This is a genomic window from Psychrobacter sp. CX97 (genome assembly GCF_057396285.1).
The window spans coordinates 14,741-29,465 of record NZ_JBXYJE010000011.1 but is presented as its reverse complement, the minus strand read 5'-3'; the positions used below and the strand labels follow the sequence as shown (position 1 = coordinate 29,465).

The following is a 14,725-nucleotide window of genomic DNA, read 5'->3' as shown; positions in this document are numbered from 1 at the left end:
TTTATGATTGATAAAACAAATCAGACCCTTTGTAAAAATTAGATTCCTAACCGTTGTAACCTGATGTATTGTATGAATAGAGGAGAAAACGAGGCAATAGAGATCACTTTTTAATCAAAGCTTAATAATGACTTATTAAGCTAAAGAGAAATTTTTCTCGCCTCGTGATGTCAATATCCTTAATTACCCACTGGTAAAAGTTTAATACTGAACTCTTAAACTTAGCATTCAATTGCATTAAACCAACCATAGGAAAATTAACGTGTCAAATACTGATGATATAAAAGCAACCAATACAACTTACGATCAAGGTAACGGTGAAGGCCCTACAATCCACAGTGAAAATGCGGATCAAAGTAATACGCCTGAGCGACCAAGTGCGGGCGTTTGTCCTGTAATGCATCAAGCGCACACCACCAAGGCGTCTTCAGTCACTGATTGGTGGCCCAATACGCTTAACCTAGACATCTTGCACCAACATGATCAAAAGACCAACCCAATGGATCCAGACTTTGACTATGCAAAAGCATTCTCAGAGCTTGATTTAGAAGCCGTTAAGCAAGACCTAAAAGACTTTATGACCGACTCACAAGAGTGGTGGCCAGCTGATTGGGGTCATTACGGCGGTTTAATGATTCGTATGGCGTGGCACTCGGCTGGTACTTATCGCCGTGCCGATGGCCGTGGCGGCTCAGGCACTGGTAATCAACGTTTTGCGCCTTTAAATAGCTGGCCAGATAATGCCAACTTAGATAAAGCACGTCGCCTTTTATGGCCTATCAAGCGTAAATATGGTAACAAGCTATCGTGGGCTGATTTATTCATTTTAGCCGGTAACATGGCGTATGAGTCTATGGGCTTTAAAACCTTAGGGTTTGCAGGTGGCCGTGAAGATATCTGGCATCCAGAAAAAGATATTTATTGGGGTTCAGAGCGTGAGTGGTTAGCGGAAACTAAAAACCGTTACGACGATGATAGCAAACGTGAAACACTAGAGAATCCATTAGCTGCGGTACAAATGGGTCTAATCTATGTGAACCCAGAAGGGGTGGATGGCAACCCTGATCCATTAAAAACAGCTGCTGATATTCGTACCACTTTTGGTCGTATGTCTATGAATGATGAAGAAACGGTTGCCTTGACAGCTGGCGGTCACACTGTGGGTAAAACCCATGGTAACGGTGATGCGTCCTTATTAGAAGATGAGCCAGAAGCTGCGGATGTGAAAGAGCAAGGTCTAGGTTGGCGCAATCCTAAAGGTAAAGGTAATGCGGGCGACACGGTAACCAGTGGTATTGAAGGTGCGTGGACCACTCATCCGACGCAGTGGGATTATGGCTACTTTGACTTATTATTCAAGTATGATTGGGCGCTTACTAAGAGCCCAGCCGGTGCTTGGCAGTGGGAACCTGTGAACATTGCAGAAGAAGACCGTCCAGTAGATGCTCATGATCCTAGTGTCCGCCGTAACCCGATCATGACAGATGCTGATATGGCTATGATCAAAGATCCTGAGTATCGTAAAATCTCTGAGAAATTCCATAACGATCCAGAGTATTTTGATCAAGTATTCGCCAAAGCGTGGTTTAAATTGACTCACCGTGATTTAGGTCCTAAGTCTCGCTACTTGGGTGCTGATGTACCTAGTGAAGATTTTATTTGGCAAGATCCTATCCCAAAAGGCAATGACAATTTAACCGATGATGATATCGCTAAACTAAGCGCTCAAATTCTAGATAGCGGTTTAGAAAGACGTGAATTGATCATTACGGCTTGGGATAGCGCGCGTACTTATCGTCAGTCAGATTATCGCGGTGGTGCTAATGGCGCTCGTATTCGTCTTGCTCCACAAAAAGACTGGATTGGTAATGAGCCTGAGCAGTTACAGCGTGTGTTAGACACCTTAACTCGCATTCAGTCTGAATTTGATAAGCCAGTTAGCCTAGCTGATTTGATCGTATTAGGCGGTAACGCTGCGATTGAGCAAGCGGCGAAAGATGCTGGCGTTGAAGTAAAAGTACCTTTTGTAGCTGGTCGTGGTGATGCGACTGATGAGATGACCGATGTGGATTCATTCTCAGATCTTGAGCCTGTACACGATGGCTATCGTAACTGGGTTAAGAAAGAGTATGCGGTGTCTCCAGAAGAGATGCTATTGGATCGCACACAGTTAATGGGTCTAACTGCCCCTGAAATGGTGGTATTAATCGGTGGTATGCGTGTACTCGATACCAACTATGCTCATAGCCAAAATGGTGTATTCACAGATCGTCCAGGTGTGTTAACCAATGATTTCTTCGTTAACTTAACGGACATGAACTACACTTGGGTGCCTGTAAAATCGGCAAACACGTCTGATCCAATCAGTAAAGCGGCTCAAGTTTATGAAATACGTGAGCGCAAAACTGGCAATGTGAAGTGGCAAGCCTCGCGTGTTGATTTAGTCTTCGGTTCAAACTCTATTTTACGTTCTTATGCTGAACTCTATGCGCAAGACGATAACTTAGAGAAATTTGTAAAAGACTTCGTTAGCGCTTGGAACAAAGTCATGATGGCAGACCGTTACGACGTTGCGTAGTCTTAAGTGTTAAAGACTTAAGCGCTATAGAGCTAAAATACGTGTGATAATTTAGTAAAACAGCCATCTAAAAATTAGGTGGCTGTTTTTTTATCTATTAGCAGTCCTAATATTTGAATGTTCAACAGACCCTAATATAAGCTGAGTTCATATAAGCCCAGATTTATATATAAATAAGAGCCAAAAACATACATATAGTTAAAGAAGTCTAAAATGGTTACAAGACAACCGAGTGCAAGTACTACTAGAGTAGGCTTAACGAGGTTAACACTGTAACCGTTTAGTAGTTCGCTGACTATAGCATCGACTAAACCATGGTAGTTGCTAAATAAACTCTAAACCAGTTGAAAACCTTTAATGACCTGCTAATAAACTGCTCACAAGATGGTGTCTGCTCTTGTGCGAGGGACGAGCACCGAGCTGACTGGTTAAAGAACATCTACTTTTGATCCGCATATTTCTCCCCTCTTTAGATGCTCAGATACTAATGCTCAGATATTAAGGCTCAGATACTAAGGCTCAGATACTAAGGCTATGCTTTTTCGCTTTTATCTTTTGATATCGAAACATTGACTAAATTAAATCAACACCTTAACCAAGACTATTGTTAAAATAACGGTGTTAAAAGTGCTCTATTGAAAGTGCTCTATTGAAAGTGCTCTATTGAAAGAAGCTTGTTGAACAAATCATCAATGTTAAAAAAACTGTCTATCAAGTCCATACTACAAAACCACCACCTATAATGCGCCTTTAATCTATGACCCAAATCAGTTATACACAGCAGCAGCGCATTACTCGATTATGTGTACGCTGCGGATTACTCCTTATGCAATATGGGGCTGAGTCTGCCGTAGTGGTTGATTTATCCAAACGTTTGGGGCTTGCATTGGGGGTGGATAGCGTGGCATGCGCCCTTAATTTTAATGCATTAACGCTAACCACTATCTCTGATGGGCGCTGTATTACCACCACTCGTGACACTGTTAATCAGAGTATCAATGTCAACTTATTGGTGCAAATTCAGCAAATTGTGAATAAAGCCGAAGATGCCACGCCCAATGATAATGACGATCACATTCGGCGCACGGTACGGGCACTTGATGGGCTGAATAAATCTGTCTACCCTACGTGGCTGGTGTGCTTGTTTGTTGGGGGTTCCTGTGCTGCTTTTGCCTACCTCAATGGTGGTAATTGGGCGATTACTGCTGTGACATTTGTTGCTGGCATGGTGGCTATGCTTACAAAGATTTATCTGTCTAAGCATCATTTTAATCCCTTTGTCACGGTCATTATTACCGCTTTTATTGCCTCTTTAATTGGGGCGACCAGTTATTATTTTGATATTGGCAATAATGCCGACATTGCGGTTGCCTCTAGTGTATTGCTACTGGTGCCAAGCTTTCCGCTCATCAACTCCTTATCGGACATTTTGAAAGGCTATATCAATATTGGAGTAGGACGTGCGGTCTACACATATATGCTGACCTTATCGGCGTGTGTCGGCATTGTCATGGCGCTTATTTTGCTGAGAATACAGCACTGGGGGTTTTAGTATGTGGTTGATTAAAACTATTGCGCTGTCTTGCATTATTACTCTGGGTTGGACACTGATGTTTACGGTGCCAAAAAGGTATATTTTGCCATGTTTGTTGATGACGGCTTTTGGATTCGGGTTAAAGACCTCGTTAGAACATCATGATGTTAATATCGTACTAGCAAGCTTTTTCGGTGCGATGTTAGCCAGCTTTTTAGGCGTTTATTTTTCTAAAAAATATACCCTGCCTCCTAAGGCACTTATCTCGCCAAGCGTCATTTGCCTGATGCCGGGTATTGCAGCTTATAAAGCCATGGTCAGTATGGTGCAAATTGGCTATTTTGGATTTTCTTACGATTTATTTAACCAAATGATGACCTATTTATTTGAGGCTATATTTGTCACGTCTGGTTTGGTGCTGGGCTTATCTATCCCTGGTATTTTATTTTATAGACGCCGCCCTATTGTTTGAGCGGCTAATGATTAAAGCAATTAAGGGTTACTCTACCTTCTTCTAAGCTTAATATCGTCTACTCTACTTACATTTTCTGAGTGTTGGTTCATAGTTATTCGACTGATTGCACAGTAGCAAACAGACGCTAAAAGTATCGCTATTAAAGTACTGATATTTAAAGATCGATATTTTGGCTACCTTCTAGAGGCGCCCAACACCATGATTAACTTTTCTTATACCTTCATTTTAAGAAATGAGCATCGATTAGTAAGAACCCACCGTCGTTTTTGTCCTATAATTATTTGTCCTATAATTATTTGTTCTATAATTATTTGTTCTATAATTATGAGTAAAGAACTTGCTCACTTGCTCACATAAAGAAGTTGATAACAAAAGGTTAAAACAATGACAAAACATTATGATTACATTGCGATTGGTGGCGGAAGTGGCGGTATTGCCTCACTCAATCGTGCGGCAAGCTACGGCAAAAAATGCGCCATTATCGAAGCCAATCACTTAGGTGGTACCTGTGTCAATTTAGGCTGCGTGCCGAAAAAGGTCATGTGGTACGGTGCGCAAGTTGCCGAAGCTATGCACAAATATGCCCCAGATTATGGCTTTAATGTGGAGGTAAAAGGATTTGACTTTAAAAAGCTAGTAGAGACTCGTCAAAAATACATTGGCAATATCCACCGCTCTTACGAGACCAACTTGGCTAAAAACAATGTCGAAGTCATACAAGGATTTGCCAAGTTCGTTGATGCGAAAACGGTTGAAGTCAATGGCGAACACGTGACTGCTGACCATATTTTGATTGCTACTGGTGGCCGTCCTATCTTGCCAGATATAAAAGGTGCTGAATATGGTATTGATTCAGATGGTTTCTTTGCTTTAGACCATCTACCAAAACGAGTCGCTATTGTTGGCGCTGGATATGTGGCCGTTGAAATAGCGGGCGTACTGCGCAGCTTAGGCTCAGAGGTAGATTTATATGTACGCCAACACAGCCCGTTACGTCAATTTGATCATGATATTGTCAACGTCCTAATTGAAGAGATGCAACATGAAGGTATTAACCTGCATACCTACGCTACCCCAACTGAAATCATCAAAAATGACGATGGAAGCTTAACCATTTGCTTAGAAGACCGACAGCATAACGGGCATAGTAAGACAGTAGATTGTTTAATTTGGGCTGTTGGGCGTGTACCTGCCACCGATAACATCAACTTAGAAGTCACTGGGGTTAAGACCAACTCTATCGGTAAGATTAAAGTGGATAAATATCAAAATACCAATATTGAGGGTATTTATGCGGTAGGCGATATTATAGAGAACAGCATTGACTTAACCCCAGTGGCGGTTGCGGCAGGCCGTCGACTGTCAGAGCGTTTGTTCAATAACAAACCAGAGGAACATTTAGACTATAGCTTGGTGCCGACGGTTATCTTCACACATCCGCCGATTGGCACTATTGGATTGTCTGAAATGCAAGCCATTGACCAATATGGCAAAGACGATATCAAATGCTATATGTCTACCTTTACTCCAATGTACAGTGCAGTAACCCAGCATCGTCAAAAGTGCAGAATGAAATTGGTATGCCTTGGGGATGATGAAAAAGTCATAGGCTTACATGGCATTGGCTTTGGTGTCGATGAGATGATTCAAGGCTTTGCCGTGGCCATCAAAATGGGCGCAACCAAAGCAGACTTTGATAACACCGTCGCCATACATCCAACAGGTTCTGAAGAGTTCGTGACGATGCGGTAGTTGCATGGCAACGTGTGCCTTGTAATAGTTGCAATAGCCAATGCTGTTGACATTGAATGCCAGTAAGGGCAACTAAAATCTATAGGAGTGTATGAAGTATGACACCACAAGCAGATGGCTTTAACGGTCAGAACTTACCTCTGCATATTGCCACATTAACAGGCGTACGGGCTGGCAAAGCGATGCCGTTTACCCGCGAACAAATGAGTGCTATTAACAAAACACCCGTTGCTGAGCCAGTAGCCGTCAACTATATGGGGCTGGTCACTGATGAGCAAGCAGATAGGCGCCATCATGGCGGTCATTTAAAGGCGGTACACCAAATGCCCACTGCCACTTATGATACGCTTAACCAAGAGTTTGGGTTAAAGCTTAGTGTGGGCTTGCTTGGCGAAAACTTAACCACTACCCCTGTTTCTGGCATTGAAGATATGACCGAAGCCACGGTGTGTATTGGCGACGTGTTCCAATATGGCAACGGTAAGGACTGTGTACAATTACGCATTGTACAACCAAGACGGCCTTGCTATAAGATAAATGATCAGATTGGGGTGTCTGCTAGCAACAGAAATATCGCCTCGTGGATAAGCAGTCAAGGTATTGCGGGTTGGTACTTTAAAGTGGTTAAAGAAGGCATTATTAACAAAGACCTACCCGTATACTTAATCGAACGCCCCTACCCTTTTGCTACTTTAGATAAGCTATTGACCCTGAGCAACCAAGAAGACAAACTAGCTTCGGAAGTTATCGAGCCTTGGCTTGCGATTGACTGTTTGGAAGACAGTTGGAAGAAGTTGCTTGCTAAAAAGGTATTTACCAAAAAGGTGCTTAGCAAAAAAGGTACTTAGCAAAAAAATGCTTCCTAAATAATTTTAGGAAGCATTTTAAATGTTCAGTACAATAAGTTTAATAACTATCGACGTTATACCCACTCATCGTTGACTTTATAAACCGTGAAGTTGGCTTTATCAGTACGGCTTTCGCCTTGAATCTTTTCAGTAATATCCGCTGTGCATAAATAAGTATTTTTACCATCCGTTTTATCGCAATTGATATTATCAACACCTTCCAGCTCTGGCATCATGCCGGACATCATACTTCTCATAGCACTCGCCATATCAGAATTAGCCATACCTCCAATACCTTCTATTCTATGATTCATCATGCTATACACTTGTTCATATTGCCCTTCGATCAATGACTCTACCTCAGGGTCAGACGGTCCGTTTGAACAGGCAATAACTAAAGGCGCTATTAAGAATACCGTAGAAAATTTAAGCAATTTTGTCATAAAACATCCTCTTAGAATGACACAAAATATCCTAGATTAAGGGTTTAAAGACTTAATTTGCTTAATCTAAGTGCTGTTTAAATCCACGTTGCTGATCACGCTCCCAATCTCTATCTTTAAGCGTTTTGCGCTTATCGTGTAGCTTTTTACCCTTGGCTAAACCAATCTTGCATTTAACCAAAGAGTTTTTCCAATAGACCTCTAACGGCACACAGGCATAGCCTTTTTGATTAACGGCACCAAATAAAGTGTCTATCTCTTTACGATTGAGCAGGAGTTTACGGGTACGAATGCTGTCTGGATCAATGTGTGTGGAGCTGGAAAGCAGTGGCTGAATATGAGCCCCAAATAAGAAGGCTTCATTGCCGCGAAATACCACATACGCTTCAGTGATACTCATCTTGCCAGCACGAATGGCCTTGACTTCCCATCCTTGTAATACCAGACCCGCCTCAAAGCTCTCTTCAATAAAATACTCATGCCGTGCTTTTTTATTCACGGCAATTTGATTTGAAGGTTTCTTGTTTTTTTTCGCCATAATACTATCTCTTAAAAGGTCAAGCCATATCTTAATATAAAAGTTGGCTTGTCGTACGTGTCCCTAATCTTAATCTTATGCGTTAACTGGCAGGCAATAAGCCAATAAAATCACATAAGGTTAAATTAGGTCGAACCCCCAGTATAACAAATTTGTGCCCTGTGCTATTTCATCGCTTTGTAATTATTTTATTGTGCATGGCGGTTGCTAATAGCCGCTTGTTTATGAGGTGCTTAACCCTTAACCGGCAATTTACTTTATCGGTTCAGTTGGGCTTCTAAGCTGTCTTTTTCTTTTTTATAAAGGTTAGTAGGTGCTACCTCTATCTTGTTCCTCTCTTTAGTCAACCTACAAAAGCGCTGTATTTGAACTACATTTAACCCCTATTGCCAATAAACGTTCTTAGATTAAACTTACCTCGTTATCAAAAATTTGATACGATAGGCGCTTATAAAACTTATTCATCATCTAAGCCTACCACCATGACTAAATCTTCTTCTTTATATACCAAAATCATTTATCCAGGTACGTTTGACCCCATTACCAATGGACATCGTGATTTGATATTGCGGGCAGTAAAGCTTTTTGATGAGGTGGTAATTGCCGTGGCGTTAGGTCATCACAAAAAACCCATGTTTAGCTTTGAGGAGCGGGTTGAATTGGTGGAAACAGTATTTGCTGACTTACCGCAAGTGTCTGTGGTTGGTTTTGAGGGACTGTTGGTGGAGTTTATGCGGGAGCAAAAAGCAACTGCTGTGCTGCGTGGGCTACGTGCCATGTCTGACTTTGAGTACGAGTTTCAGCTGGCCAATATGAACCGCGAGCTTGATGAGAATTTTGAGGCAGTATTTTTGACCCCTGCCCCGCAATATTCTTTTATCTCGTCCACGATGATTCGTGAGATTGCCAAACTAGATGGTGATGTGGATAAATTTGTGCCGCTTTGCGTACAAAAAGCATTTGATGACAAGCGGGCGAATAATTGGCAATAATGACTTGCAATAATGCACTTAGCGTTTGCACTGGGTTAGGAGATTGTAATGGCTTTATTAATCACTGATGAATGTATCAACTGTGATGTTTGCGAGCCGGTTTGCCCGAATGATGCCATCTATGAGGGTGAGGATATCTATGAGATAAATCCTGACTTGTGCACGGAATGCGTGGGTCACTTTGATGAGCCTCAATGCGTGCAGATTTGTCCAATTGATTGTATTCCTAAAGACCCCAATCATCCTGAAACTGAATCTGACTTGATGTCGAAGTATAAGCGTATTACGGGGAAGGAATAACACCCTAAACAACAAAGAAACTGCTTTCCAATAACCCCAAAATTTAAAGCTGACCATTCTTTTATGTTTGTGATAAAAGATCATAAAATAGAGACGATTTTGTTTATGGGTCAGGTAAATGAGCCTAGCTAAATTAACCCTAAAAAAGTCAGTCTAATAAAAATACCCCACCTAGTTTTGTGAATGAGCTGGGGTATTCTTTTATCAGTCATAAAGCCACTTCCATCAACAACACTTGCGCATCAGACACCACATCCATCGTGACATACTTCGTATCCATTATTTCAATGCCGTCTCGAGCCGTCATCCTCTGGCCGCCAATCACAACTTCGCCAAAAATAATAAACACATAAACCCCGTTATTTGACTCATGTAGCGCATAAGTTTTGGTCACACCTTTATTAAATTGACCGACACTAAACCATGCGTTTTGATGAATCCAAACCCCAGCGTCATCAGGATTTGGCGAGACGACTTGAACAAACTCATTCGGTATCAGTAAATCTCGTAGATCGACTTGCTGATAGCGTGGTGTTACATCCTTTTGGTTGGGTTCCACCCAAATCTGTAAAAAGGTTACGGGGATATCAGTACTGGCATTCATCTCCGAATGCACCACGCCTGTGCCTGCTGACATGATTTGCACGTCGCCTGCATGGATGGTACTTTCATTCCCCATATCATCTTTATGTACCAAGGCACCTGTCAGCGGAATACTGACAATCTCCATATTTCGATGCGAATGAGCGCTAAAACCCTTTCCGCCTTCAATATAATCATCGTTAATCACTTTTAACGCCCCAAAGCCGGTACGCTCAAGGTTATAATAGTCAGCGAAACTATAGGTATGCTTACTCTTTAACCAACCATGATGCGCACCGCCTCGCTCATTAGCAGGATGATAGGTTCTTTTCATAAATCATCTCTTATCAGATTTATGTGGCTATGACTATATCTGTTCATCAACCCTTATTATCAACCCCTTATCTAATCAGCAACACTTTATATGTTTTGAATTATCAATAAACCCATTGAAAACAGTAATCAAATATGTAATAAACTATTTAAATAAAAACATATGAGCCCACACTATGAATAAATCTTATTTATTACGCCCGTTAATAGCCATTACTTTTACAAGCATGATTACCTCCTGCAGTCTGTATAACTCAACCGATGACAATAGTAATGAATCTGAGAAAGTGGATACCATAAACCAAACGGATAATAGTAAAGAAAATACCAGTACTAACAATATGAAGGTGTCTAATATTGAAAATGAAACCCATGCACCGTTTTTTACTTACTCGTATTCGCATGGTCCTGAAATCCAACCAGCGATGGGCGGTAAGCTAATTTTAAAAGAGAATTGCTTGCTTTTGGATAATGGTGAAACTATTAGTGTACCTGTGTTTCCCCATGGTATTACTTCTTGGGACGAAGAAAAACAGACACTAACGGCAAATGGAGTCGAGATACCTTTGAATGGTGAGCTATTTACTAACGGTCCTTTAGCGTCCTATGAGTATAGTGCTGACTTTAACTTTGATTTCGTACAAGAGGGTGATAGAGAGTGTTTAAAAGATAGAAAGATACTCATTCTTGGGTCACAATTCATGGATATAAATGATTACCCACATTTGAAACGATAGAATAAGGTCAGTAAGGTTGGGTGAAGGTTACGACACCCAACACAACCCTAAGACTTACTCTACAAGCTTTGCCGTAAGAGCGGTTTATCCGTGATTGAAGTGGATATACTTGGCACAGCACAGGGTTGCGGGCGCTTGGCAAATGGCGTTATCGCTGAGTCAGGAACGACAGTTGGCATTAGCGCCCGCCCCTGTGCCAGCCAAGATAGTAGCGAAAAGCGCGATAAGCTCCCCATTTATAATTTGGAATGACGCTCAACTTGAAGCAAATTCATGTTAAAATGAGCGATATTTTGTTTTATCCACCCCTCTTTTATTACCTCCCCCTTTCTTATTGCTCATTTTTATTGTCCTTTAGATCATAAAATCATTACCTAGGTTATCCCCATGTCAGCTGAAACCATTGCCCGCACCGCTTTTAAACAAGGGGTTACGCCTCTATATGACTATGATAAGCACTGGGCAAGTTGCTACGATCCTGCGCCATTTCTGCCGATGTCACGCGCTGAGATGGATGAGCTTGGCTGGGATGCCTGTGATGTGATTATCATCTCAGGCGATGCGTATGTCGATCATCCAAGCTTTGGTATGGCGATTATCGGGCGTTTGCTAGAAGCCCAAGGCTTTCGTGTGGGAATCATCGCTCAGCCTGATTGGACCAGCAAAGATGCGTTTATGGAACTGGGCAAGCCCGTTTATGCGTATGGGGTGACTGCCGGTAATATGGATAGTATGATTAACCGTTATACCGCTGACCGTCGTATCCGTAGTGATGATGCGTATTCGCCAAATAATGCGCCCGATAAGCGCCCTGACCGAGCGGCGATTGTGTACAGTCAGCGTTGCCGTGAGGCGTACCCTGATGTGCCGATTATTTTGGGTGGTATTGAGGGCAGTTTGCGCCGTATTGCTCATTATGACTATTGGTCGGATAAGGTGCGCCGTAGTATTTTGCTGGATAGTCGTGCCGATGTCTTACTCTATGGCAATGCCGAACGGGCGATTGTGGATGTGGTGCATGGTCTGTCAAAGGGCTATACCTTTGAGCAGATGAGCGACCTACGGGGTACGGCTTATCTGCTCACGCCATCTCGTCGTCACTGGAAGGCTGGCATGGTTGAGGTCGCTAGTAACGATGTGGATACAGTGGGCCGTGTCGATCCGATTATTAATCCTTATGTGATGACAGAAGACTTAGACAGTTGCTCTATTGAAAAAGAGAAAGGCATTACCGAGAGTGGTTATAATCAAAGCAAAAATGACAGCATAAAAGAAAGCCTGTCATCTATGGAGCGTCAATATAAAGGCTTTAAGTCAGAGCCTGTAGAGAATAAGGTCATTAATGCCGACCAAGTGAATGATGATGTTCAGGTAGTAAAAATGGTTGGTCTTGAAGCTCCGAAAAATAATGACCAACAATCGGAAAACAGCCTCTCAGAACACAATAAACCAAAAACCGCGCGTAAGCATAAGTTAAAATTACCGCCACGTGAGAAAACGGTCATTCGCCTGCCCGATTATGAACAAGTGAAATCTGACCCTGTACTGTATGCTCATGCTAATCGTATCTTGCATATGGAAACCAACCCCGGTAATGCCCGTGCGCTTGTTCAACGTCATGGCTCAGGTAAAAAGAAGGGCGGTGGCAACTCACAAACCGATATTGATGTTTGGCTTAATCCACCCCCTATTCCATTGTCTGTGGAAGAGATGGATTATGTGTTTGATTTGCCTTACCAGCGAGTCCCGCATCCAAGTTATGGCGATGCGCGTATTCCTGCCTTTGATATGATTAAGTTTTCGGTCAATATTATGCGTGGCTGTTTTGGTGGGTGTACGTTCTGCTCAATTACTGAGCATGAAGGACGCATTATTCAAAGCCGTTCTGAAGAATCTATTCTGCGAGAAGTAGAAGCCATTCGTGATACTGCGCCAAACTTTACTGGTGTAATATCAGACCTTGGTGGCCCGACTGCCAATATGTATCGCCTAAGCTGTAAAGATGAGACGATAGAGAAGAACTGTCGTAAACCCTCTTGCGTATATCCTGATATTTGTGAAAATTTACTGACCGATCATAGTAACTTGACCAAACTATATCGTAAAGCACGTGATATTAAAGGGGTAAAGAAAATCCTGATAGCCTCAGGGCTACGATATGACTTAGCGGTAAAAGATCCTGAATATGTTAAAGAGCTGGTGACGCATCATGTTGGTGGCTATCTAAAGATTGCGCCTGAGCATTCTGAGACAAATGTGTTATCGAAAATGATGAAGCCGGGTATGGGTTCGTACGATACGTTTAAACAGATGTTTGAGCAATATAGCCAAGAGGCAGGCAAAGAGCAATATCTGATTCCTTATTTCATTGCCGCCCATCCGGGTACGACAGATGAAGATATGATGAATCTGGCGCTTTGGCTAAAACGTAATGACTTTAGAACCGATCAAGTTCAAGCGTTCTACCCAAGCCCCATGGCAACCGCGACTACCATGTATCACACGCACAAAGATCCACTACATAAAGTGACGCGTAGTGAAGGCGATGTTGAAATCGTTAAGTCAGGCAAACAGCGTAAATTGCATAAAGCCTTCCTACGTTATCATGATCCTAAAAACTGGGGCATGCTTCGTGCTGCTTTAAAACGTTTGGGCCGAGAAGATTTAATCGGAACGGCACGACATTGTCTGGTGCCTCCGTTTAATTCACGCTTAGAAGGTAGAGACAGTCAAGACACTTATCAATCAGCACGCAAGAAAAACAGCCGTGTAGGATCAGATTCAGTGAAGCGTAGCAATAAACCTAATTCAGGCAAAGGGGCTAATTCTCGCAAAAGTTCAGAATCTAAGCCCGTCAGAAATCAGCGCAAAAAAGTTCAAAAAGGCAACTTCCAAACACAGCATACAGGATTACCGCCTAGAGTGAGTAACTAGATATTAAGTAACTGGCTATTAAATAACTATAAACTTTAGAAAACCTTAAACAATTAATAGAGATTTTTTCTATAGCTCAATGTTAAAATTTTCTAACATATGCAAGTTGTTAAATGTCATAATATATCGATATTAAGGTTTTCTAAAATTTCTCATCAATACGAAAATAATGCGTTTTTTTATAATTAGAAGGAGCTGTAACCATGAAAAGCACAACAAAATTTTTAATGTCATTACCTGCTATTACACTATTAACCGCTTGTGCATCTGGTGGCAGCAACAGTACAGGATTTGGCGCTGAAAATATTCCTAACACTCAAGATAAAAGAGCACCTCAAACCACTGAGATCATGACCCCAGTGCATTACACCTGTGGCGAAGCAGGCAATGCTGTTGTCGAGTTTACTAATAGTTCTGTTGTACGTCTTACCGCAACATTTCCTGAACTCCAACTTCAAAACCGATCTCTTAGATTGTATCGTCAAGTATCAGCCTCTGGCGAACTTTATGTGGATAGCTTAAACCCTAACTCTACTATCGAATGGCATACGAAAGGTAATGAGGCTTTATTTGCTGTGCAGTGGAAAAACGGCAGAAACTACCAAGCGAACTGTATCATCAAATAATCGTTTATCATAGCTATCTAATTATCATAGTTATCTAATATGTAAATAATGAA

At 41.9% G+C, this 14,725-nt stretch carries 15 protein-coding genes; 12 read left to right on the top strand and 3 right to left on the bottom strand.

The genetic code is table 11. From position 1 onward, the window contains the following. Positions 1-331: 331 nt before the first annotated feature. The 5 genes from katG (at position 332) to AC2SLL_RS09555 (ending at position 7,187) form a co-directional block, all read left to right on the top strand. On the top strand, positions 332-2,578 hold the full coding sequence (gene katG, locus AC2SLL_RS09575) for a catalase/peroxidase HPI (RefSeq protein WP_486531528.1): 2,247 nt from the start codon (positions 332-334) through the stop codon (positions 2,576-2,578). A 757-nt stretch (positions 2,579-3,335) separates the two neighbouring features. After that, positions 3,336-4,130 carry a threonine/serine exporter family protein gene (locus AC2SLL_RS09570; RefSeq protein ID WP_486531464.1) on the top strand — a complete coding sequence of 265 codons (795 nt, stop codon included), beginning with the start codon at positions 3,336-3,338 and terminating at the stop codon, positions 4,128-4,130. 1 nt (position 4,131) lies between these two features. Next, the gene (locus tag AC2SLL_RS09565; protein WP_486531463.1) at positions 4,132-4,584 is read left to right on the top strand and encodes a threonine/serine exporter family protein; all 453 of its coding nucleotides are present in this window, start codon (positions 4,132-4,134) and stop codon (positions 4,582-4,584) included. Positions 4,585-4,971: 387 nt separating this feature from the next. Then, a complete protein-coding gene (gene gorA / locus AC2SLL_RS09560; protein ID WP_486531462.1) occupies positions 4,972-6,339 on the top strand; it encodes a glutathione-disulfide reductase in 1,368 nt (455 codons plus the stop codon). Between the two features lie 98 nt (positions 6,340-6,437). Next, positions 6,438-7,187 (top strand): MOSC domain-containing protein, encoded by a 750-nt coding sequence (locus tag AC2SLL_RS09555; protein WP_486531461.1) that lies wholly within the window; start codon positions 6,438-6,440, stop codon positions 7,185-7,187. A gap of 74 nt (positions 7,188-7,261) precedes the next feature. Here the strand turns inward: AC2SLL_RS09555 and AC2SLL_RS09550 are convergent, their stop codons facing one another. Both AC2SLL_RS09550 and smpB read right to left on the bottom strand, forming a co-directional pair. Next, positions 7,262-7,630 carry a hypothetical protein gene (locus tag AC2SLL_RS09550; protein ID WP_486531460.1) on the bottom strand — a complete coding sequence of 123 codons (369 nt, stop codon included), beginning with the start codon at positions 7,628-7,630 and terminating at the stop codon, positions 7,262-7,264. Positions 7,631-7,691: 61 nt separating this feature from the next. After that, positions 7,692-8,168, bottom strand: coding sequence for an SsrA-binding protein SmpB (gene smpB, locus AC2SLL_RS09545; protein WP_486531459.1), 477 nt, complete (start codon positions 8,166-8,168; stop codon positions 7,692-7,694). 482 nt (positions 8,169-8,650) lie between these two features. Here smpB and coaD point away from each other — a divergent pair, with 482 nt between their 5' ends. Genes coaD through AC2SLL_RS09530 form a run of 3 tightly spaced genes read left to right on the top strand, consistent with a single transcriptional unit; the run spans position 8,651 to position 9,592 of the window. Continuing rightward, positions 8,651-9,160, top strand: a complete 510-nt coding sequence (gene coaD / locus AC2SLL_RS09540; RefSeq protein ID WP_486531458.1) for a pantetheine-phosphate adenylyltransferase — start codon at positions 8,651-8,653, stop codon at positions 9,158-9,160. A 48-nt stretch (positions 9,161-9,208) separates the two neighbouring features. Next, positions 9,209-9,460, top strand: coding sequence for a YfhL family 4Fe-4S dicluster ferredoxin (locus AC2SLL_RS09535; protein ID WP_486531457.1), 252 nt, complete (start codon positions 9,209-9,211; stop codon positions 9,458-9,460). A gap of 30 nt (positions 9,461-9,490) precedes the next feature. Further along, complete coding sequence (locus tag AC2SLL_RS09530) at positions 9,491-9,592, top strand: serpin family protein (RefSeq protein ID WP_486531527.1); 102 nt, start codon at positions 9,491-9,493, stop codon at positions 9,590-9,592. A 76-nt stretch (positions 9,593-9,668) separates the two neighbouring features. Here the strand turns inward: AC2SLL_RS09530 and AC2SLL_RS09525 are convergent, their stop codons facing one another. After that, the gene (locus tag AC2SLL_RS09525) at positions 9,669-10,376 is read right to left on the bottom strand and encodes a pirin family protein (protein WP_486531456.1); all 708 of its coding nucleotides are present in this window, start codon (positions 10,374-10,376) and stop codon (positions 9,669-9,671) included. Positions 10,377-10,551: 175 nt separating this feature from the next. Here AC2SLL_RS09525 and AC2SLL_RS09520 point away from each other — a divergent pair, with 175 nt between their 5' ends. From AC2SLL_RS09520 to AC2SLL_RS09505, 4 genes are all read left to right on the top strand, one after another. After that, positions 10,552-11,112, top strand: coding sequence for a hypothetical protein (locus tag AC2SLL_RS09520; protein ID WP_486531455.1), 561 nt, complete (start codon positions 10,552-10,554; stop codon positions 11,110-11,112). Positions 11,113-11,202: 90 nt separating this feature from the next. After that, a complete protein-coding gene (locus AC2SLL_RS09515; RefSeq protein ID WP_486531453.1) occupies positions 11,203-11,364 on the top strand; it encodes a hypothetical protein in 162 nt (53 codons plus the stop codon). A gap of 135 nt (positions 11,365-11,499) precedes the next feature. Then, positions 11,500-14,046 (top strand): YgiQ family radical SAM protein, encoded by a 2,547-nt coding sequence (locus tag AC2SLL_RS09510; protein ID WP_486531452.1) that lies wholly within the window; start codon positions 11,500-11,502, stop codon positions 14,044-14,046. Between the two features lie 203 nt (positions 14,047-14,249). Then, positions 14,250-14,672, top strand: coding sequence for an MliC family protein (locus AC2SLL_RS09505; RefSeq protein WP_486531451.1), 423 nt, complete (start codon positions 14,250-14,252; stop codon positions 14,670-14,672). The last annotated feature ends 53 nt before the right edge of the window (positions 14,673-14,725 follow it).

Coding starts and splice junctions, on each gene's coding strand:
- AC2SLL_RS09570 (WP_486531464.1), top strand. CDS start 3,336: ATGACCCAAATCAGTTATACACAGCAGCAGCGCATTACTCGATTATGT.
- AC2SLL_RS09565 (WP_486531463.1), top strand. CDS start 4,132: ATGTGGTTGATTAAAACTATTGCGCTGTCTTGCATTATTACTCTGGGT.
- gorA (WP_486531462.1), top strand. CDS start 4,972: ATGACAAAACATTATGATTACATTGCGATTGGTGGCGGAAGTGGCGGT.
- AC2SLL_RS09555 (WP_486531461.1), top strand. CDS start 6,438: ATGACACCACAAGCAGATGGCTTTAACGGTCAGAACTTACCTCTGCAT.
- AC2SLL_RS09550 (WP_486531460.1), bottom strand. CDS start 7,630: ATGACAAAATTGCTTAAATTTTCTACGGTATTCTTAATAGCGCCTTTA.
- smpB (WP_486531459.1), bottom strand. CDS start 8,168: ATGGCGAAAAAAAACAAGAAACCTTCAAATCAAATTGCCGTGAATAAA.
- coaD (WP_486531458.1), top strand. CDS start 8,651: ATGACTAAATCTTCTTCTTTATATACCAAAATCATTTATCCAGGTACG.
- AC2SLL_RS09535 (WP_486531457.1), top strand. CDS start 9,209: ATGGCTTTATTAATCACTGATGAATGTATCAACTGTGATGTTTGCGAG.
- AC2SLL_RS09525 (WP_486531456.1), bottom strand. CDS start 10,376: ATGAAAAGAACCTATCATCCTGCTAATGAGCGAGGCGGTGCGCATCAT.
- AC2SLL_RS09520 (WP_486531455.1), top strand. CDS start 10,552: ATGAATAAATCTTATTTATTACGCCCGTTAATAGCCATTACTTTTACA.
- AC2SLL_RS09510 (WP_486531452.1), top strand. CDS start 11,500: ATGTCAGCTGAAACCATTGCCCGCACCGCTTTTAAACAAGGGGTTACG.
- AC2SLL_RS09505 (WP_486531451.1), top strand. CDS start 14,250: ATGAAAAGCACAACAAAATTTTTAATGTCATTACCTGCTATTACACTA.